We start from the raw sequence: 19,698 nt of genomic DNA, 5'->3' as shown, positions 1-19,698 counted from the left end.
CCTTGATAAATAAGGCTCTACAATCAGAATGCCATATATTTATCAAAATATCCTACATAATTGTAGGCTAAATAAAAAATAGAAATGCTAAATAATAAAAAATATTCATATATATCAATATGTTACATCCTGGCATGATTTTAGATAATAAATCTGAGGTGAAGAGAGTAAAAATCTAACTATTATGGAGGCATCTGTTATGACACCAAAAGAAGTAAAGGAATTTGCAAAAAAGAACAACGTTGTTATGATTGACCTTAAATTTATGGATTTTCCTGGTCTATGGCAACATTTCTCTGTTCCGACAAAAGAACTTACAGAAAGCTTGTTTGAAGATGGACTCGGGTTTGATGGCTCATCAATACGGGGATGGCAGGCTATACACATGAGTGACATGCTTGTTATACCTGATCCTTCAACAGCGGTACTCGATCCGTTTACCCAGCACCCTACACTCAGCATAATATGCAATGTTGTTGACCCGATTACCAAAGAACCTTATTCAAGAGATCCTCGTTATATTGCTCAAAAAGCTGAGGCATACATGAAATCAACAAAAATTGCTGATACTGCATATTTCGGCCCTGAAGCAGAATTTTTCATTTTTGATGATGTGCGATTCGACCAGACAGCAAACAGCGGATATTACTATGTTGATTCTATTGAAGGTATCTGGAATTCAGGAAGACAGGAGAGTCCTAATCTTGGATACAAACCAAGGCATAAAGAAGGATATTTCCCAGTTCCACCTATGGACAAACTGCAAGATATCCGCACAGAAATGGTAATTGAGCTTGAAAAGGCTGGTATTGAAGTTGAGGCTCAGCACCACGAAGTTGCAACCGGCGGGCAGTGCGAAATTGATATGAGATTTTCACCTCTCGTAAATATGGCAGATAAACTGATGATGTATAAATATATCATTAAGAATGTTGCTCTGAGGAATGGCAAAACAGTAACTCTGATGCCAAAACCACTCTTTGGTGACAATGGTTCGGGCATGCACACACACCAGAGCCTCTGGAAAGCTGGTAAACCTTTGTTTGCAGGCAATGGATATGCTGGGTTGTCAGACATGGCACTTTACTACATTGGCGGTATTCTCAAACATGCTTCTGCGCTTGCTGCTTTTGTCGCTCCAACAACAAATTCTTATAAAAGGCTTGTGCCTGGCTATGAGGCGCCAATAAATCTTGCATATTCAAGCAGAAACAGGTCTGCTGCAATACGTATACCAATGTATTCTCCAAGCCCCAAAGCTAAAAGAATTGAGGTAAGGTTTCCTGATCCATCTTGTAATCCATATCTTGCCTTCTCCGCAATGCTAATGGCCGGACTTGATGGAATAGAGAACAAGATTGATCCAGGAGAACCACTCGACAAGGATATATACGAACTCGGTCCTGAAGAGCTTGCAAAAGTTCCAAGCCTTCCAGGCTCACTTGAGGATGCTCTTGACTGCCTTGAGAGAGACCACAGTTTTCTCAAAAGAGGAGATGTTTTTACAGAAGATGTTATAGATATGTGGCTTAAATACAAGAGAACAAGAGAAGTCGACGCGCTAAGACTCAGACCGCATCCATACGAATTTTTCCTTTATTACGACATTTAATACAAACAATGCTTTTAACCCAAATAATGCAGATAGCTCGAAAATTTCTTTAACTCGATACACCCTCCTCGTCCCCCTTTGCCAAGGGGGGGATTAAAGGGGGGTGAAAAATATTAATTTTTCGGATACAGATGACAGCCATGAATCTCTTTCGAGCTTGGCTACTTGGCTAATTTATTTCCTTTTTTTATTGCCGACGTTACCATCTAAAAGGTATAATTTTCATTATCAAGGAAACGCTATGGTAAATGATTTATTTGGCAGAATAGTTATTGTAGAAGCAGAAGATGGAATTACATACACAGGCAAACTTATAGAAGTTGGTGAAGAAGAGGTACATCTTGAATCAGAACTCGGCTGGATTGTTATCCCTGTTGAAAGAATATCCAATATCCGTGAAAAGGACATTTAACCTATATCTCCCAGAAGAAACTGTATTAAAGCTACCGAAGAAATCGCAGCAGTTTCAGCTCTAAGTATTCTCCTTCCGAAACTCGTTATAAGAAAGCCCTTATTATTTGCCATTTTTATCTCATCTTCTGCAAAACCTCCCTCAGGTCCTATTATGAGATAAATTTCCTCCCCGATTTCTTTTAATTCTGTCTTTAATATCTCAACAGTTTCTGATAATTTTCTTTCACCTCCTTCATAGAAAATCAAGCCTTTTTTCTTTTCTGTATTATCCTTAAAGAGGTTACCAAATCTCGCTAATTCCTGAATATCAGGCACAATACTTCTTCCAGATTGTCTTGCTGCCTCTTCTGCAATTTTCCTCCATCTCTGAACCTTTTTTGTATCTCTCAATTGGCTTCGCTTTGTAATAACAGGAATAATTTTCTTTACACCGAGTTCTGTGGTTTTTTGAACAATCATATCCATCTTCTCACCCTTTACAAGTCCCTGCACAAGGATAATATATAAAGGAGATTCCGTATCGCATGGAAATTTTTCTATAACTTCTGTAATTACTTCCTTTTTGTCTGCCTTGAGAATTTTTGTCCTGAAACAACCACCTTTTCCGTTAAATAAAATCAACTCGTCATTTTTATGGCATCTCAAAACAGAAATTAGATAATGTGATTTTTCGCCTGTGATTGTTATTTGATCGCCTGTTTTCTCTGATGCTGGGAAATATATCCTCGGCATTTAAATAACCGACTACTTCTCAGCGACTGAAAAGAGGCTCTTGATTTTTTCCCTGAATGTCTTATTTACTTCATCGCCACTGATACGGGCGAATTCTTCGAGAAGTTCCTTTTGTCTCGTATTAAGTTTTTTAGGAACATCTATGTAGACACTGACAATCTGGTCACCCTTAGTATGACCACCAAGCTTTTGTATACCCTTACCTTTTATATGGAATATTCTGCCAGAAGGAGTTCCAGGTGGTATTTTTATTTTATGTATTCCTTCAAGAGTTGGCACCTCAATTTCAGCACCAAGAACAGCCTGTGGGAATGATAGAGGAACCTCACAGTAAATATCTATTCCATCTCTTTTAAAGAAAGGATGTTCTTCAACATTGATGATTATGTAAAGATCACCTTTTGGTCCACCATTAATTCCCATTTCTCCCTCTCCAGAAAGCCTGAGCCTTGAACCGGTATCTACACCTGCAGGGACCTTAACGCTTACAGTTCTATACTGTCTGACCCTGCCCTCACCATTACATGATTTGCATGGATCTGTGATAATTTTTCCTGCACCGTTACATCTTTCACACGTTCTTGAGATACTGAAGAAACCTTGTTGAAATCTGACCTGCCCTGCCCCTTTACAATTGTGACATGTTACAGGTACTTTCCCAGGTGCTGTCCCTGTCCCTGCACATTCAGGACAATTTTCCCATCTTGGAATCTCTATTTTCTTTTCTGTCCCAAAGGCTGCCTCCATTAAGGTTATTTCAAGATCATATCTGAGATCATTCCCCTTTGTGGGCCTGGGTCTTCTCCTTCCAGTAAAAGTCCCAAAGAAATCTCCAAATATGTCTTCGAAGATATCTCCAAAACCAGTTCCGAAAGGACTATATCCAGCTCCAGCACCAATTCCTTCAACAGTTCCAAATCTGTCATAATATGATCTTTTCTCAGGATCACTCAGGCATGAGTATGCTTCGTTTATCTCTTTAAATTTTTCTTCTGCTTCTTTATTATCGGGATTTCTATCAGGATGGTATTTCATTGCAAGTTGACGGAATGCTTTTTTGATGTCAACTTCAGATGCATCCCGAGATACCCCGAGTATTTCGTAATAATCTTTCATAATTTCATATTATAAACAAATTAACCCGAATAATGCAGACATTGCTCAAAAATTTCTTCAACTCGATGAATTATCGGATTTGTTTTAATTTTTTTATGGATAAAATATTCGTAAAACCACTTTCGCAACATCTGCATTATTCAATAGCATTTTTTGGGTTAAATAAATCAAGTATATAATAAATACAAAAATTAAATTTTTGAGCAACATCTAAATTATTTGGTTAGAGGAGAACCCCCTTCTATAAAGGGGGCCTATTTGATTTATTAGAATTCATTCCAAAAATAATTTATTAGTTTACTTTTTCTCCTTATCAACATCCTCAAATTCTGCTTCAACCACTTCTTCTTTCGATTCTTTTGGACCAGTCTGTTCTCCAGTTCCCCCTGTTGAACTGGTCGCCGTTCCTGCTCCAGCACCTGCGCTTTTATATATATGCTCTGCCAATTTATGAGATGTATTTGTTAAATATTCTATGGCAGATTTTATTTCTGAAATTTCATTGCTTGTATCTTTTGCCTTTTTGCATCTTTCAAGTGCTTCCTCAATATCACGTTTTTCTGTTTCTGTTAACTTGTCACTATGTTCTTTGAGAGTTTTTTCAACAGTATATATAAGAGTATCAGCCTCATTCCTTGCTTCAGCAAGTTGTTTCTTTCTTTTATCTTCATCAGCATGAGCTTCAGCATCACGCATCATCTTCTTAATCTCATCTTCATTCAAGCCACTCGATGCAGTGATTCTGATGGACTGTTCTTTTCCTGTTCCAAGGTCCTTAGCTGACACATGAAGGATACCATTAGCATCAATGTCAAATGTTACTTCAATCTGTGGTATTCCTCTCGGCGCAGGAGGAATTCCAATGAGTTCGAAATTTCCAAGAAGCTTATTGTCTGATGCCATTTCTCTTTCGCCCTGAAACACTTTTATCGAAACAGCAGGTTGGTTATCTGTAGCAGTCGAGAATATCTGACTCTTCTTTGTAGGGATTGTAGTGTTTCTTTCGATTATTTTAGTGAAAATCCCTCCAAGTGTCTCTATCCCGAGAGATAACGGTGTAACATCAAGAAGAAGCACTTCCTTAACGTCTCCTTTCAAAACAGCTGCCTGAATAGCAGCACCGATTGCTACAACCTCATCAGGATTTACAGTCTTGTTTGGTTCTTTTCCAAAAAAACTTTGCACAACTTGTTGAACCCTTGGTGTTCTTGTCTGACCTCCAACAAGAAGGACTTCATCAATATTTGACGTAGATAGTCCAGCATCTGATAAAGCATCTTTACACGGTCCGATAGTTTTTTCTATAAGATCTCCTACAAGTTGCTCAAATTTCGACCTCGTTAATTTCATAAGCAAATGTTTTGGACCTGTTGCATCTGCTGTAATAAATGGAAGATTAATCTCTGTCTCCATAGCTGTCGAAAGTTCTATCTTAGCCTTCTCAGCTGCTTCTTTCAGCCTCTGCAACGCCATCTTGTCATTCTTTAAATCTATCCCCTGGTCTTTTTTGAATTCTTCAACCAACCAGTCCATTATTCTTAGATCAAAGTCATCACCACCCAGATATGTATTACCGTTGGTGGACTTAACCTCAATAACACCTTCTCCGAGTTCAAGAATGGAGATATCAAAAGTTCCGCCTCCAAGGTCATATACTCCTATCTTTTCCTCTTTCTTTTTGTCCATTCCATACGCAAGAGATGCAGCAGTAGGCTCATTTATAATCCTGAGCACATTAAGACCTGCTATCCTCCCTGCATCTTTAGTAGCCTGTCTTTGACTGTCATCAAAATATGCTGGGACTGTTATAACAGCTTCCGTAACAGACTCTCCCAGATAATCCTCTGCAGCTTGTTTAAGCTTCTGGAGTATCATTGCAGATATCTCAGGAGGTGAATATTTTTTCCCTCTTATTTCAACGTGTGCATCTCCATTTGCGGCCTCTACAATCTTATATGGCAATCTTTTTCGTGCATGATCGACTTCGCTGGAATTAAATTTCCTACCCATAAGTCTCTTTATTGAAAATATAGTATTCTCTGGATTTGTTATAGCCTGTCTTTTTGCGATCTGACCTACAAGCCTTTCTCCCTTATCAGTAATTGCGACAACAGATGGCGTTGTCCTCGATCCCTCCTGATTAGGAATAACTACTGGCTCTCCAGCCTGAACAACAGCTATAACAGAATTTGTTGTTCCAAGATCTATACCAACTGCTTTCCCCATATCAAGATTCCTCCTCTACTATTTTATTTATCTCAATTTCTTTTTCTTGAGTTTGCTGGTTTACAGACGGTTTCTTTGAAACCGCAACCAGTGATGGTCGTAATACTTTATCTTTAAGCATATATCCTTTTCTGAATTCCTCGACTACTGTATTCTCATTTAAATCTTCACGTTCAACCTGTGTCATTGCATGATGTATCGATGGATCGAATGGCTTTCCCTCAGCCTCTATTACAGTTAATCCAAATTTTTCGAGCGTTCTTTTCATTTCTTTAAGTGTTATTTCGACTCCCTGAACAAGTCCCGATGAAAGATCATCTGTAGCATGTTTTAATGCCATCTCTAAATTATCAAGTACAGGTAATAGATTTATTATAAGATTTTCATTCCCATACTTTATAAGTTCTTCTTTGTCTCTATTTACCCTTTTTTTGTAATTTTCAAATTCAGCATAAAGCCTTAAATATTTATCATTCATCTCCTGTAACTCAGGAACAAGGCGATCCTTATCTTCCTGAAAAGATATCTCGGTATCTTTAGAAACCTCTTCTTCAAGTGATGGAATCTGGTTCTTATTTATATCAGAACTTTCCATTCTATTATCTACTCTATTATCTACCTCCCGGAAAGCATTTTAGAGATGAATTTAGCTGTATTATCGACGAGATATATTGCCTTAGCGTAGTTCATACGTGTAGGCCCTATGATACCTACAATTCCAACAGGACGATTACTATCTTTGCATGGAGAAACAATCAAGCTTAACTTTTTCATCTCATCGAGGGAATTCTCAGAACCTATAATAACCTTAACCCCGTCAGATTCTGAGAGTTTGTCAAGCAACTTGATAATTGTATGTTTATCCTCTATTGCTTTTGACAATTCTTTTATCTTTTCAAGATCTGCAAAATCTGGCAAATTGAGCACTTCAGTTAACCCTGAAACAAAAAGAGCACCTTCTTGAAAGCAAAGAACTTCCTGGCAGAGGCTCATTGCCCTTGCGATTAGAGTATCACATTTTATCTTTTCTTTTGACATTTCGCGAAGTATCTTCAAGCGTATCTCATCCATTGCATACCCTGAAAATTCTGTATTAATATACGATGCCATTCTGTTTAAATCCTTTTGAGTTATTTTTGGATCAATCTTGACGATTTTATTCTTAATCACTCCCTCATCTGTTAACAACACCACAACAGCATTATCATTTTTATATTTAATTATGTTAATCCTTTTCAAAGTTGTCATATCAATAACAGGTAACATCGCTATCCCGAGATAATGGGATAACATAGAAAAACTCTTGGTAGTCTCCCCGAGTAACATTTCTATGTCATTTTTAAGTGTTTCCAACTTCATATAAATATCTTTAAATATTTCTTTTTCCTGATAGTATTCGGGCTCAGCAGTAAGGGAGTCGACATAGAATCGATACCCCAGGTCTGTTGGAATCCTTCCAGCAGATGTATGTGGCTGTCTTAAAAAACCCATTTCTTCAAGATCAGCCATAATATTCCTTATTGTAGCCGGTGACCATCCAAAACCATACCTCTTCGTTATAGCCCGTGAGCCTACAGGATCAGGATAATTAATGTAACTCTGGACTACAGCAAAAAGGACTTTCTTTGTTCTTTCACTCAGTTCGTGCATTTTAGCACTCTCCACTGTCAAGTGCTAATAATTTAACAATTAATTTATTGACATGTCAAGTAGCTGATTATACTCTGCACTTATTAAGTTAGACAAGCAGAAAAATGCTTCGATTTCTGCCAGCTTTTTTAGCCTCATACAATGCTTTATCCGCTTTTTCAATTAATTCTTCTTTATTATTTACTTCCACGGTTCCTTTCGGATTAGGATTAGTTGAGATTCCTATGCTTACAGTAACTTTAAATCTATCTTTGTCAGCGAAAAAGCTGGTATCCATAATTGCCTTTCTCAATCTTTCTGCCATATTCTTCGCTCCATGAGAATCTGTTCCAGGGAGTATTAAGGCAAACTCTTCACCACCATAACGAGCAGGGATATCAATACTGCGTATAGTCTTTCTTATAATACTGGCAATTTTTTTTAGCACTGCATCTCCGACAGGATGACCATATGTATCATTGATCTTTTTGAAATAATCAATATCAATTAGAAGAAGGGAAAGAGGGTTTGAGTATCTCTCTCCACGATTGAACTCTTCTGAAAGTTTTTCCTGAAAATACCGATGATTATAAAGACCTGTAAGTCCATCGGTAATAGCAATACGTTCTATTTCTGCATGGAATCTGGCATTTGCCATTGAAGTAGATGCCTGATTCCCAAGCACTTCAAGAAGTTCAATCTGATAAGGATTGAATGCGCTTACTTCTTTAGAAAGGAGTACTAATATACCAATGAGGTCGTTCTCATAAAAAAGCGGAAGTATAAGAACAGATCTCACATTGTCAATCTTAAAAGGCAAAATTGGGGAACGATAGTCTCTAACATTAGAGACATTTATAGCCTGTTTATTTTTTATTGCCATGTCAAGTAGGGTATTCTTCAAGCTAATTTTTCTATCTTTATCGATTGGAATATTTGTCTTATGAATTATTTCGAATTCACTACCTTTTGTTACAAAAAAAAGAATATCAGCAGATACAATCTTTTTTGCACCTTCTATCAAATGTTCAGCAATCTCATCCATATTAAGAGTTGAAAGGAGTTTAGAACTTTCCTCATGCAATGTTTTTAGTGCATTGTATGATCGTTGGATGTGTGGATAAAGACGCTCTTTCTGGAAAATTCTTGTAATATGCTGTGAAAACGTTTCAAGAACTTCTCTGTCTGAAGGATTAAATGCTTGAAATCGGGCACTATCAGCGGCTACAACGCCAAGAGTGAAATCGCCGTCAATTACAGGAACTGTAATTAATGAAGAAATTTTATCCTGTCTTAAGTAACCGGGATGAATATCCTTTTCATTTATATCAATTAATAGAAAGGATTCCTTTTGATTAAAACAACGATTGATAATTCCATTATCCGAAGGAATGATTCTTCCTGATTCTTCAGTCGAACAACGCAATCTGAGGCCGCTGTCTGACCCTACAAACAGGCTCACAGAATCTGCACATAGTATTTTTTTTATAACTACTAAAATATCTCTACATTCTTCATCAATCCTGAACATTGACTGAAGACAATGAGATATTCTTTTTTCATCATTGAATGGGATTATTTCAGATGAGGATAAATCATATGTTTTTTTCTCAATATCAGAGATGCTGTCACTTATTAATTTTTTCTTGAAAAGAAGAAAAAGGCCAACAGTCAGTCCAAGAGAGATAATAATCGCTATCTCTTCATAAAATCTATCCTTAAATATAATATTTTTAATTTCAAAAAAGGGGATTAATAATAAAACTGTAACAACCTTTTTCCAGCTATTATAAAAAGCAATAGTAATCATAAATGGGAAATAGAGCAATATCAACCATGGAAGTCCAAATGATAAACTTGCACCGCTAATCAGAATGGCAAAAGATGAAAATATTTCAATAGAGTAATCTCCCCAATCTTTTCTGTAATGTAAAAAGTAGCAGACTGATATTGTAATTGCACAAAGGATAAACCAGAATGGTCTTTTATTTATCGAAAAATCAAAAAGTAGACCGAGATAGGTAAAGAAAAGAAGTAGTAAAGGGATTCCCCTTTTTATCCAGAAACCCTGCCTCTTTTTACCTCCTCTTCCTTGAAAAACTTTTTGTATAATATATCCCACTCAGGGCTTCCCTCAACGATCTTTTTTTTGAATGATTGTAGCTTTTTTCTAACAGCAGCATCAATCTCTTCGCCAACCATTAATTCTGATATGATTATCCTCTTAACCTCAGATCTTATTTTCCCTTCTTCCTCAAGCATTGTAATAAGTTTCTTATCTTTCAGTCCTTTGAGGAAAACATGACTCAGGTGGGAAATTTTATCATCTGATAGCATCATAATACGAGATTTCGCTCCTTCACAAGCTTCTGTTTAGTAAGTTCAAAAAGTTTTCTGTAGTCCAGATGACCTTTCTCAATTTCAGTGGAATGTTTCTTTAAAAGTTCTCTAATCTCATCATTTAGCCTGTCCTCTATTGAAAGCTCATCAAAAATTATGGTTTCCGCTTCTAAGAGAAGTTTTTCGGTTGGTATTTCAGGCTTAATTAGCCCTTTTGTAATGAGAGCATCTATTATTTTTTTTGTTAGGAGAGGAACCCAAGACTTAGGGACCCTCATCCTACTTTTCAGCAAAAGCAAGCAAAGCTATACTCCTTGCTCGCATAATGGATTTAGTAAGTTCTCTCTGATGTCTGGCACATGTGCCTGTCATCCTTCTTGGAAGGACTTTTCCCCTCTCTGTAAGATAGCTCTTTAGTACCTTGATATTTTTGTAATCTATAAATTCCACTTTTTCAGAACAGAACCTGCAAAACTTTCTTCTCAGGAATTTTTTCTGCTGCAAATTTTGTCTTTCTCCTTTCATTTTAGAATGGTTCTAAATCAGAAGTTTCTTCAGGAGGTGTAAAGTCTCCTTCACCGCCTAAGCCTGAATCCTGTGCCCCACGCCTCGAGAGAAATTTTACAGATTGTGCAATGACTTCAAATTTACTTTTTTGCTGTCCATTCGATTCCCATCTTCTCTCCTGCAATCTTCCCTCAACAAGAACAGAGCTACCTTTATTAAGATATCTACTGCATGATTCAGCCTGTTTTCCAAAAACTACATTATCTATAAACATTGTCTCCTGTTTAATTTCATCTCCGCTTCCAGCGGACTGTTTATATCTATAATTCACCGCCAACCTGAAAGATGCTACCGGGGTCCCCTGTGGAGTATATCTAAGTTCCGGGTCTTTTGTCAGGTTTCCTATAAGTATAATTTTATTAAACATTTAACTTTCGCTCTTTTGTTCCATCTGCTCCGTAGAAGCTTCAACGCTTTCAAGGCTACGAACCTGTTTTGCAGTAAGCTTTACAATCAAATACTTCAACACAGCATCATAAACTTTGTAGAACTCTTCCAGTTTTTTGATTGTCGTGGTTGGAGTTTTAAAGAACAATAAAATATATAATCCTTTCTTCTGTTTCTTGATCTCATATGCAAGCTTCCTTCTACCCCAGACATCAACCTTTAATACTTCTCCACCCTGATTTGCGATTAATTCTTTTATCTTGCCAACAGCAACTTCAGCATCTTCATCAGAAAGCGCTGTGTTAAGAATCACCATGTTTTCATATACATTCATCCAGCTAATCTCCTTCTCACAGATTTCCTTTCAACTCTGTAACGTAATAAATCTTAATTTTATACCATATAAGATATTATAAAATCAATAGCTTCCCCTCTGATGGAAGGTTCTTTTTTTCATAGTAGTCTTTCATTTGTCTATAGTTTTATAATATTTGAGACATGTCGGCTTATGCTTCTATAGATGTCGGGTCGAATACTTTCAGGCTCCTCATAGCTGAAATCAAGAAAGGGAAGATTATAGACATCTTCTCTGATAGGAAAATAACACGTCTTGGGAACAAAGTTAATCAAACCGGGAGACTTCAGGTCAAAAATATTGAAGAATCAATCAAGGCTCTGAAAGAATTTGCATCAATGATATCAAAATACAATGTAGTACATATCAGAGCGATTGCAACGAGCGCTCTGCGTGAGGCATCAAATTCAGATACATTCATTCAGAGAGTCAACGATGAAACTGGAATTAAAATAGATGTAATATCTGGAGAAAAAGAAGCAGAACTGAATTTGAAGGGCATTCTCTTATCTTTTTCAGAGCCTAAGTATCTTAATAAGACATTGTTAATTCTTGATATTGGTGGCGGGAGTACAGAATGGATTTTATATAATGGTGAACACTCAATTAGAATGGGAAGCATACCTGTAGGAGTAATAAAATTCACAGAAAATTTTTTAAAAACAGATCCCATCTCAAATAATGATTTATCAGACATGAAAAATGAGATGTATTTAGTTATTAAAAAACTCGAACCTGAAATACACGAATTAATTGCCGAAAAAACAGAATTAATCGGAACCGGTGGGACATTTACAACATTAGCATCTATAGACCTTAAACTTGATGAATATTCGCGTGAAAAAATCCATATGCATCGAATACCTCTGAGTAGATTAAAAAAAATGTCTGAATTTCTATTGCCCCTTACTCTTGAAGAAAGAAAAAAAGTCAAAGGACTTGAACCTCAAAGGGCAGACTTGATTATACCTGGCTTACTATTTACAATTAATGTCATGGATTTTTTCCATTTTACAGAAATGATCATAAGCGATTATGGACTTCTTGAAGGAGCATTATTAGAGATTGATGAAAAAAGTTTTTGAAAGGCCAAAAAGTCTTAAAAAAGAACCTTTCCGCTATTGCCCGGGTTGTGGACATAGCCTTATACATAGATTAATTGCTGAGAGTATTGATAAACTTGGCATTCGCGATAGGGTAATTGGTATTGCTCCTGTCGGATGTGCTGTATTTGCCTATGATTATTTTAATTTTGATGTACTCGAAGTTGCTCATGGCAGACCGCCTGCTGCTGCTACAGGTCTTAAGCGTATACTCCCCGACAGAATAATCTTTTCTTATCAGGGTGACGGTGATCTTGCAGCAATTGGGACAGCCGAAATCATTCACGCTGCTAACAGAGGAGAAAATATTTCTGTATTTTTTATAAATAATGCAACATACGGCATGACAGGAGGACAGATGGCGCCGACAACACTCTTAGGGCAAAAAACATCTACAACACCTTCAGGTAGAAATCCAAAAATAGATGGATATCCCCTGAGGGTTGCTGAACTTCTATCAAATATTGAAGGCTCAACATACATTACAAGAACCTCTGTAGATTCATATAAAAATCTTATGAATACAAAGAAAGCAATAGAAAAATCATTCACATATCAAATAGAAGATAAAGGGTTCAGTCTGGTTGAGATACTCTCACCATGCCCTGTAGACTGGAAGCTCTCTCCGGTTGATTCACTGATATGGATACAAAAGGAGATGTCAAAAGTATTCCCACTCGGAACTTTTAAAGATAAATTTGCACATTCAGGAGAACAGATTTTATCAAAATAAAGGAGAACAGTTTAACTGGAAAATAAAATAATCATAGGTGGTTCTGGTGGTCAGGGCATACTCTTCTTAGGAAAAATTATTGCTCATGCAGGTATGCTTGAAGGTAAGGAAGTTACATGGTTCCCCTCTTATGGTGCTGAGGTCAGAGGAGGAACTGCAAATTGTACGGTCATTGTATCTGATGAGTTAATAGGATCTCCGGTTGTATTAAATCCTGATACCCTCATCGTGATGAATGAAGCATCAATGTATAAATTTCTTCCAAGACTTAAAGAGAAAGGCATTTTTATATTCGACTCTTCGCTGATCAAAAATACTGTAGAAAAAAATGATATCAAAATCTTAGGAGTCCCTGCTACAGAGATTTCTTCCAAAATAAACACTACCAAATCTGCAAATATGGTGCTTCTCGGTGCATTCATCGCAGTTACAGGTTTATTGGATGAATCATATGTCTTAGAAGCGATTGAAAAATCTATGTCTGGCAAGAATAAGAAGATTATTGAAGATAATAAAAAAGCCTTAATTAAGGGAATACGTTACATTGAAGACAAGAAAAGCTAAAGTTTCCGATTTAAAACATATTCATAAGCTTATTAATGATTTTGCAAGGAAAGAAATCATGCTTCCCAGGTCACTAAATGAACTCTATGAAACACTTCGAGATTTTGTTATATACGAAGAGAAAGGCTATATTTGTGGAGTATGTGCATTACACATTATGTGGGAAGATCTCGCTGAGATTCGATCACTTGCAGTAGCAAAAAATTACCAGAAAATGGGGATAGGAAAAAATCTGGTAAAACATTGTCTGAAAGAGGCAAAATCTCTTGGAATCAAAAGGGTCTTTGCATTAACATACCATCCAGAATTCTTCAGGAAGATAGGGTTTGTTGATATTGATAAAGCGCAACTACCGCAAAAGATATGGGGAGACTGTTTACGTTGCCCACGATTTCCCGAGTGCGATGAGCATGCTGTAATCAAATATATTTAAGCTCACTATTCTACTTTCTCAAATTCACTCTTAGAAGCACCGCATACAGGACAGACCCATTCATCCGGCAGGCTTTCGAAAGGTGTACCAGGTTTTATCCCGCCTTCAGGATCACCCTCCTGTGGGTCATAGATGTATCCGCAGACAGTGCATTTATATTTATCCATCCTTTACCTCTCTTTCTATACTTCTATAAAAACATGTCCTGTTTCCTGTATGACATGCACCAGACCCATGCTGGATAACTTTCACAAGTAGAGTATCTGAATCGCAATCATAGAGAATTTCCTTTACTTCCTGAACATGTCCTGAAGTCTCTCCTTTCTTCCAGTACTTCTGCCTTGAGCGTGACCAGAAATGTGTATACCCGGTCTCAACAGTCATCTCAAGAGATTTCTTGTTCATATAAGCCAGCATTAGAACATCTCCATTTTCAATATCCTGTATAATAGCAGGGATTAGCCCTTTTTCGTCATATTTAAGTTCAGGTATCATAGTCTCTCCTTTTTATTCTTCGATAAATTTATAGTTACTTAACGATATTATGACACTGAATTAATAAAATGATTCGTGGATTGAACTATCTTTATCCTGTCTTTTTCAGGATTGGTTATTATCTCATTTAATTTAGAGCTTATAACCTATCTTCCTCAAGAAATCTTTTCTATGTTTCTTATCGTCTGAACTCTCTATCCCCTTTGGTGAAAAACCATCAATAACACCAAGCACTCCATTCCCCTGTGGAGACGTTGCTACAATCACCTCAACAGGATTTGCAGTTGCACAGAAAATCCTGCAAACCTCCTGACAGTTTTTAATCTGATTCAGGACATTAATCGGGAAAGCATTTTTTAAAATTACACAAAAGACGTGTCCTGCTCCGATTTCCTGGAGATTCTCAATACATACCTCAATTAGCTCTGCATCGTTACCCTCTGTTCTTATCAAACAGGGCCCGGAAGCTTCCGTAAATGCTACACCAAATCTTGCTTGTGGGACCGAAGTCGCAATAATTTCGTAAAGATCCTCTGCTGTCTTTATAAAATGTGTCTGGCCGAGGATAATATTACAATCTTTTGGGATATTTATCTTTACCGCTTTTAATTCCATATCCTCCTCCTTTTTTATTTTTAAGTATTGTCAAAAGTTTTTTCTCAAAAAGACTTAAAACCCTTAATTATCAATGCATTGTTTATTTTTTGCTTGCCTCCCCCTTTTGTCTCCTGCTGGCGGGTTCATATCCTTTCTTTTGTCCCCCGCTGGCAGGATTACAAACCTTCTTCTGTCCCCCGCCAGCAGGGGACATTGTAGTAAGGTTTTCCCATGAAACTTTTGATATTACCTCTTTTTACTATTGACTAATGACTAATGAGTCTATTTACTATGCTATAATGAAAATAAATTTTTACTGTATATGTCAAGCCTTTCATATTTCATAGCATGACGTATAATAATATTCAAATTCAAGAATAGTTATGATAACTTCAATTAAAAACCATATTCATGCAATTCAAACCAGGTTAGGGGTTATATTACTAATCGTCTTTTCCATTTTTTTTAACCCATCACAATCACAAAGTGCCGATGTTATAGGTCCTGAAGTATCCTTCCACGGAGATGAAATTCATGCTTCTGCCTCAGTGGTACTAGATGAAAAATATATTAACGAACTGAAAAAGGGGATAACAAAAAATTTTAAGATTTATGTTGATATCTATCGGGTATGGCATAACTGGCCTGATGAATTTATATCTGGCAAAGTTATTTTCAGAACTCTTAAATGTGATCCTGTAAAAGGTGAATATATTGCAACCTCAAGCTCTGGAAATATTTTTGTAAATAAGAGATTCAAGTCTTTTGAGTCTATGACAGATTGGGCGTTAAGAATTGATGATATTCGACTTATACCTGTGTCAGAACTTGAACCCGGAACATACTATATTAGGGTTACAGTGGAATCCAAAATACGAAAACTTCCCCCTGTTATAGGATACTTTATGATTTTTTTATCGGAAAATGAATTCAAAATCCATAAGAATTCATCTTTCTTTTACATAGGGATAAAAAGATGAAAAAACTGCATCCTGTCGTGTTTTTCATGATCATTTTCCTTTTCGTTATAGCATCTTTTGCAGTTGAATTCCATTTCCTTCGACTTGAATCTGTACCATTTCTGACAAAACTTTTTCTTCTTTTACCAATAAATTTAACAATAATAGCCTTATTTACACTTATGTTTTTTGTAGGTAAAAGTTTGATAAGGCTCTACTTTGAGAGAAAACACAAAATTCTCGGCTACAAATTCAAGACTAAATTCGTGGTCATCCTCGTGGTTCTAACGCTTATTCCAGCAGCTCTTTTATTTATAATATCGAGCGGCCTCATTACAAATTATATTGATCGGTGGTTCGTTCCGCAATTGAGACAGCCTCTGGACAGGTCAATAGAAATTGCAAAATCAGTATATGAAATTGAAAAGCAAAAAACACTTGATTATGCAAAAGCATTATCTAAAGGAGAATCAACCCTTTCAGATTATAAAGTCAAACATCTTTCCATAATACCCGCAGATGCGACGGAAACAATACGTTCTGCATTTGAAGGAAAAGCAGGAACTGAAGTAATTTCAGGAAAAAGGGGTGACATTATAAGGGCGGTCGTCCCTGAATTTAAAGATGGAAAACAAACAGGGGTGTTAATAGTCGAATCACTCATTCCTGTGAAGATTACAACCAATGTCGAGAACATCAAAGATGCCTATGAGAACTATCTTACACTCGAATCATGGAAAGTGCCTATTAAAATAAATTACCTGCTTATTCTGGGTTTCCTAACAATGATAGTTGTATTTATGGCTTTATGGATAGCCCTCCGGATATCAAGAGGGATTACAGACCCCATACAGAGTTTGGCTCTCGCGACCGAACAGGTCGCCTCTGGTAATCTTGACATAAAAGTGGATATTGAAAAAACAGACGAAATTGGACTTCTTATCAATTCATTTAACGATATGGTTAGAAAACTAAAATTCAGTAAAGAATCCCTTCAATCAGCTTATCTTTATATAAAAAATATTCTGGATAATATTAATTCTGGTGTTATTATGCTCGATACCTCAGGAACTATATCAATGATCAATGGAGCCGCATGTTCAATACTAAACATAAATCAGCAGGATGTTGTTAACAAAACTTATAGAGAACTTATGTTAAGGATTGATTCTGAAGAACTTCATAATCTTGTCCATAGTATAGAGGGCAAAGTATTCAAACCTGTAAAAAAAGAATTAAAAGCCCTTATAAATAATAAAAGAATTATTTTATCAGTCTTTATCACCAGTCTGAGGGATTCACAGAAATATATCGGCCTTCTGGTTGTCTTTGATGATATAACTGATATTATTGAAGCACAGAAGGCAAGAACCTGGCAGGATATAGCAAGAAAGATGGCTCATGAAATAAAAAACCCTTTAACTCCAATTAAACTTTCAACAGAACGTATGATTAAAAAATGGGAGATACAAGATCCTGATTTTGATCATATCTTCAGGAGATCTGCAAAAACTATTATTAAAGAAGTTGAAAGTCTTAAAAGACTGGTTGATGAATTTTCAAGGTATGGCAAGATGCCGGAAATAATCAAGAAACCAGCCTCTATTTCAACTATAATAGATGAGGTGGTTGATCTATACAAAGATTATAAAGATATTCAGATTAATGTTATAATGCCTGAAAATCTTCCTCTTTTAGAAATAGATTATGAGCAGATTAAACGTGCTCTAATAAATATTTTTGATAATGCAGTACAAGCAATAATAACCAATGGGAAAATTGACATCAACGTAAGTTTTGATATTGATGCAAATAAGGCATTCATTAATATTGCTGATAACGGACCAGGCATAAGAGATGAGGATAGAGAAAAATTGTTTCTCCCTTATTTTTCTACTAAAAAGGATGGAACTGGCCTTGGTCTTGCAATAGCAAACAGGATAATTACAGAACATAGAGGGCATATCAGTTTCAGAGATAATAATCCAAAAGGAACTGTATTTACAATAGAAATACCAATCAAGGATGTTGCTATTTAACGCTCATCCCGAAGGAGTAATAAATGTCTGACGGTGTAATACTTATAGTTGATGATGAAGAAGGAATTCGTGAAAGTCTCTCTGGCGTGCTTGAGGATGAGGGGTATGAAACCATCACATCAAGTGCTGGAGAAGAGGCAATAAAAATATTAAAAGAACAAAATCCAAATCTTATATTTTTAGATGTATGGCTACCTGGTATGGATGGCCTCGAGACGCTCAAAGAGATAAAAGAATTCAAACCTGACCTTCCAGTAATAATGATTTCTGGACACGGAAATATAGAACTTGCAGTAAAGGCAACACAAATGGGTGCTTATGATTTTCTTGAAAAACCCCTTTCTCTGGAGAGGATTCTTTTAGCCACTAATAGAGCTCTTGAAAAACATAAACTTGAAATAGAAAACAGGGCACTAAAACAGAATCTGCTAAAAAAATGGAAATTGATAGGAGATTCTCAAAAGATGAGATATCTTAATGAACAGATCGATATGGCTGCTAAAAGCAATAGCAGGGTATTAATACTTGGAGAGAGTGGTTCCGGTAAAGAACTCGTTGCTCATATACTTCACGAAAAAAGTCAAAGAAAAGATAAACCTTTTATTGAGATGAACTGTGCCGCAATTCCTCAGGAACTCATTGAGAGTGAATTGTTTGGTCATGAAAAAGGTTCCTTCACAGGTGCATTTGAAAGAAAAATTGGGAAATTCGAATTAGCTAATGAAGGAACATTATTTTTAGATGAAGTCGGGGATATGTCTCTTGCAACACAATCAAAAGTGCTTCGTGTAATAGAAACTCAAGAATTCCAGCGTGTTGGTGGCAGTAAAAGTATTAAGGTAGATGTCAGGATTATTGCAGCTACTAATAAAAACTTGTTAGAAGAAGTAAAAAAGGGGAACTTCAGGGAAGACCTTTTCTTCAGATTGAATGTAATTCCTATAAATGTCCCTCCTTTACGGGAGCGGAAAGAGGATATCCTATCATTAGTGGAATATTTTCTTGAGTATTTTGCTGCAGAATATGGCCAAAAACCTAAAACCATAACTCCTGATGCATTACAATATCTTGAATCTTACAACTGGCCAGGGAATATCAGAGAATTGAGGAATGTTATAGAGAGGCTCGTAATCATGACCTCTTCAAATACCATAAATCCAAAAAACATATTAATCGGAAATAATGTGCGTTCAGACTATTTTTCTTTCAAAACCCTCAAAGAAGCGAGAGATTCTTTTGAAAAAGACTTTATTATAAAAAAGCTTGAGGAAAACAACTGGAACATATCAAAAACAGCCGAAATCCTTGACATCGAGCGCAGTAACCTTCACAGGAAGATAAAGGCTTATGGTATAAAAACATCATGATAGAAAATTTTAAAACGACATTTTTACACA

Annotated in this window: 23 protein-coding genes; 9 read left to right on the top strand and 14 right to left on the bottom strand. The window is 36.4% G+C overall.

The window, feature by feature from the left end; genetic code table 11:
* Positions 1–199 precede the first annotated feature (199 nt).
* Both glnA and HXY53_02910 read left to right on the top strand, forming a co-directional pair.
* On the top strand, positions 200–1,612 hold the full coding sequence (gene glnA, locus HXY53_02915) for a type I glutamate--ammonia ligase (protein NWF75517.1): 1,413 nt from the start codon (positions 200–202) through the stop codon (positions 1,610–1,612).
* 103 nt (positions 1,613–1,715) lie between these two features.
* Positions 1,716–2,024, top strand: coding sequence for a hypothetical protein (locus tag HXY53_02910; GenBank protein ID NWF75516.1), 309 nt, complete (start codon positions 1,716–1,718; stop codon positions 2,022–2,024).
* On the opposite strand, the gene HXY53_02905 is transcribed toward HXY53_02910, so the two are convergent.
* From HXY53_02905 to rpsF, 11 genes are all read right to left on the bottom strand, one after another.
* Positions 2,021–2,758, bottom strand: coding sequence for a 16S rRNA (uracil(1498)-N(3))-methyltransferase (locus HXY53_02905; protein NWF75515.1), 738 nt, complete (start codon positions 2,756–2,758; stop codon positions 2,021–2,023). The genes HXY53_02910 and HXY53_02905 overlap by 4 nt on opposite strands.
* Positions 2,759–2,770: 12 nt before the next feature.
* Positions 2,771–3,874: a molecular chaperone DnaJ gene (dnaJ, locus tag HXY53_02900; protein NWF75514.1), complete on the bottom strand. Its 1,104-nt coding sequence runs from the start codon at positions 3,872–3,874 to the stop codon at positions 2,771–2,773.
* 297 nt (positions 3,875–4,171) lie between these two features.
* Positions 4,172–6,100, bottom strand: a complete 1,929-nt coding sequence (gene dnaK / locus HXY53_02895) for a molecular chaperone DnaK (protein ID NWF75513.1) — start codon at positions 6,098–6,100, stop codon at positions 4,172–4,174.
* 1 nt (position 6,101) lies between these two features.
* Complete coding sequence (grpE, locus tag HXY53_02890; protein NWF75512.1) at positions 6,102–6,695, bottom strand: nucleotide exchange factor GrpE; 594 nt, start codon at positions 6,693–6,695, stop codon at positions 6,102–6,104.
* A gap of 20 nt (positions 6,696–6,715) precedes the next feature.
* On the bottom strand, positions 6,716–7,750 hold the full coding sequence (gene hrcA / locus HXY53_02885) for a heat-inducible transcription repressor HrcA (protein NWF75511.1): 1,035 nt from the start codon (positions 7,748–7,750) through the stop codon (positions 6,716–6,718).
* Between the two features lie 88 nt (positions 7,751–7,838).
* Entirely contained in the window at positions 7,839–9,851 is a 2,013-nt protein-coding gene (locus tag HXY53_02880) for a diguanylate cyclase (GenBank protein NWF75510.1), read from the bottom strand.
* Positions 9,785–10,069: a DUF507 family protein gene (locus HXY53_02875; GenBank protein ID NWF75509.1), complete on the bottom strand. Its 285-nt coding sequence runs from the start codon at positions 10,067–10,069 to the stop codon at positions 9,785–9,787. Before HXY53_02875 ends, HXY53_02880 begins: the two co-directional genes overlap by 67 nt.
* Positions 10,066–10,368, bottom strand: coding sequence for a DUF507 family protein (locus HXY53_02870; protein NWF75508.1), 303 nt, complete (start codon positions 10,366–10,368; stop codon positions 10,066–10,068). The genes HXY53_02875 and HXY53_02870 overlap by 4 nt, the downstream gene beginning before the upstream one ends.
* Complete coding sequence (locus HXY53_02865; protein NWF75507.1) at positions 10,349–10,594, bottom strand: 30S ribosomal protein S18; 246 nt, start codon at positions 10,592–10,594, stop codon at positions 10,349–10,351. Before HXY53_02865 ends, HXY53_02870 begins: the two co-directional genes overlap by 20 nt.
* 1 nt (position 10,595) lies before the next feature.
* Positions 10,596–11,003 carry a single-stranded DNA-binding protein gene (gene ssb, locus HXY53_02860; GenBank protein NWF75506.1) on the bottom strand — a complete coding sequence of 136 codons (408 nt, stop codon included), beginning with the start codon at positions 11,001–11,003 and terminating at the stop codon, positions 10,596–10,598.
* Positions 11,004–11,339, bottom strand: a complete 336-nt coding sequence (gene rpsF / locus HXY53_02855) for a 30S ribosomal protein S6 (protein ID NWF75505.1) — start codon at positions 11,337–11,339, stop codon at positions 11,004–11,006. It abuts the gene before it with no gap.
* Between the two features lie 182 nt (positions 11,340–11,521).
* On the opposite strand from rpsF, the gene HXY53_02850 reads away from it, so the two are divergent.
* The 4 genes from HXY53_02850 to HXY53_02835 are packed head-to-tail and all read left to right on the top strand — an operon-like array spanning position 11,522 to position 14,211.
* The gene (locus HXY53_02850; GenBank protein NWF75504.1) at positions 11,522–12,463 is read left to right on the top strand and encodes a Ppx/GppA family phosphatase; all 942 of its coding nucleotides are present in this window, start codon (positions 11,522–11,524) and stop codon (positions 12,461–12,463) included.
* Positions 12,447–13,214 carry a 2-oxoglutarate oxidoreductase gene (locus HXY53_02845; protein ID NWF75503.1) on the top strand — a complete coding sequence of 256 codons (768 nt, stop codon included), beginning with the start codon at positions 12,447–12,449 and terminating at the stop codon, positions 13,212–13,214. Before HXY53_02850 ends, HXY53_02845 begins: the two co-directional genes overlap by 17 nt.
* A gap of 15 nt (positions 13,215–13,229) precedes the next feature.
* On the top strand, positions 13,230–13,778 hold the full coding sequence (locus HXY53_02840; protein ID NWF75502.1) for a 2-oxoacid:acceptor oxidoreductase family protein: 549 nt from the start codon (positions 13,230–13,232) through the stop codon (positions 13,776–13,778).
* A complete protein-coding gene (locus tag HXY53_02835) occupies positions 13,759–14,211 on the top strand; it encodes an N-acetyltransferase (GenBank protein NWF75501.1) in 453 nt (150 codons plus the stop codon). Before HXY53_02840 ends, HXY53_02835 begins: the two co-directional genes overlap by 20 nt.
* A gap of 5 nt (positions 14,212–14,216) precedes the next feature.
* Here HXY53_02835 and HXY53_02830 read toward each other — a convergent pair whose 3' ends face one another.
* The 3 genes from HXY53_02830 to HXY53_02820 form a co-directional block, all read right to left on the bottom strand.
* Positions 14,217–14,378, bottom strand: coding sequence for a rubredoxin (locus HXY53_02830; GenBank protein NWF75500.1), 162 nt, complete (start codon positions 14,376–14,378; stop codon positions 14,217–14,219).
* Complete coding sequence (gene hisI, locus HXY53_02825; protein NWF75499.1) at positions 14,371–14,706, bottom strand: phosphoribosyl-AMP cyclohydrolase; 336 nt, start codon at positions 14,704–14,706, stop codon at positions 14,371–14,373. The genes HXY53_02830 and hisI overlap by 8 nt, the downstream gene beginning before the upstream one ends.
* 132 nt (positions 14,707–14,838) lie before the next feature.
* Positions 14,839–15,321: an adenosine-specific kinase gene (locus HXY53_02820; protein ID NWF75498.1), complete on the bottom strand. Its 483-nt coding sequence runs from the start codon at positions 15,319–15,321 to the stop codon at positions 14,839–14,841.
* A gap of 365 nt (positions 15,322–15,686) precedes the next feature.
* Between HXY53_02820 and HXY53_02815 the strand changes: the two genes are divergently transcribed.
* The 3 genes from HXY53_02815 to HXY53_02805 are packed head-to-tail and all read left to right on the top strand — an operon-like array spanning position 15,687 to position 19,668.
* Complete coding sequence (locus HXY53_02815; protein ID NWF75497.1) at positions 15,687–16,283, top strand: DUF4390 domain-containing protein; 597 nt, start codon at positions 15,687–15,689, stop codon at positions 16,281–16,283.
* On the top strand, positions 16,280–18,301 hold the full coding sequence (locus HXY53_02810) for a HAMP domain-containing protein (GenBank protein ID NWF75496.1): 2,022 nt from the start codon (positions 16,280–16,282) through the stop codon (positions 18,299–18,301). Before HXY53_02815 ends, HXY53_02810 begins: the two co-directional genes overlap by 4 nt.
* A gap of 23 nt (positions 18,302–18,324) precedes the next feature.
* Positions 18,325–19,668 carry a sigma-54-dependent Fis family transcriptional regulator gene (locus tag HXY53_02805; protein NWF75495.1) on the top strand — a complete coding sequence of 448 codons (1,344 nt, stop codon included), beginning with the start codon at positions 18,325–18,327 and terminating at the stop codon, positions 19,666–19,668.
* Positions 19,669–19,698: the final 30 nt, after the last annotated feature.

The organism is Nitrospirota bacterium (genome assembly GCA_013388455.1).
Taxonomy (GTDB): domain Bacteria; phylum Nitrospirota; class Thermodesulfovibrionia; order Thermodesulfovibrionales; family SM23-35; genus JACAFF01.
The sequence above is the reverse complement of the archived record's forward strand: the minus strand, read 5'-3'. Positions and strand labels throughout refer to the sequence as shown.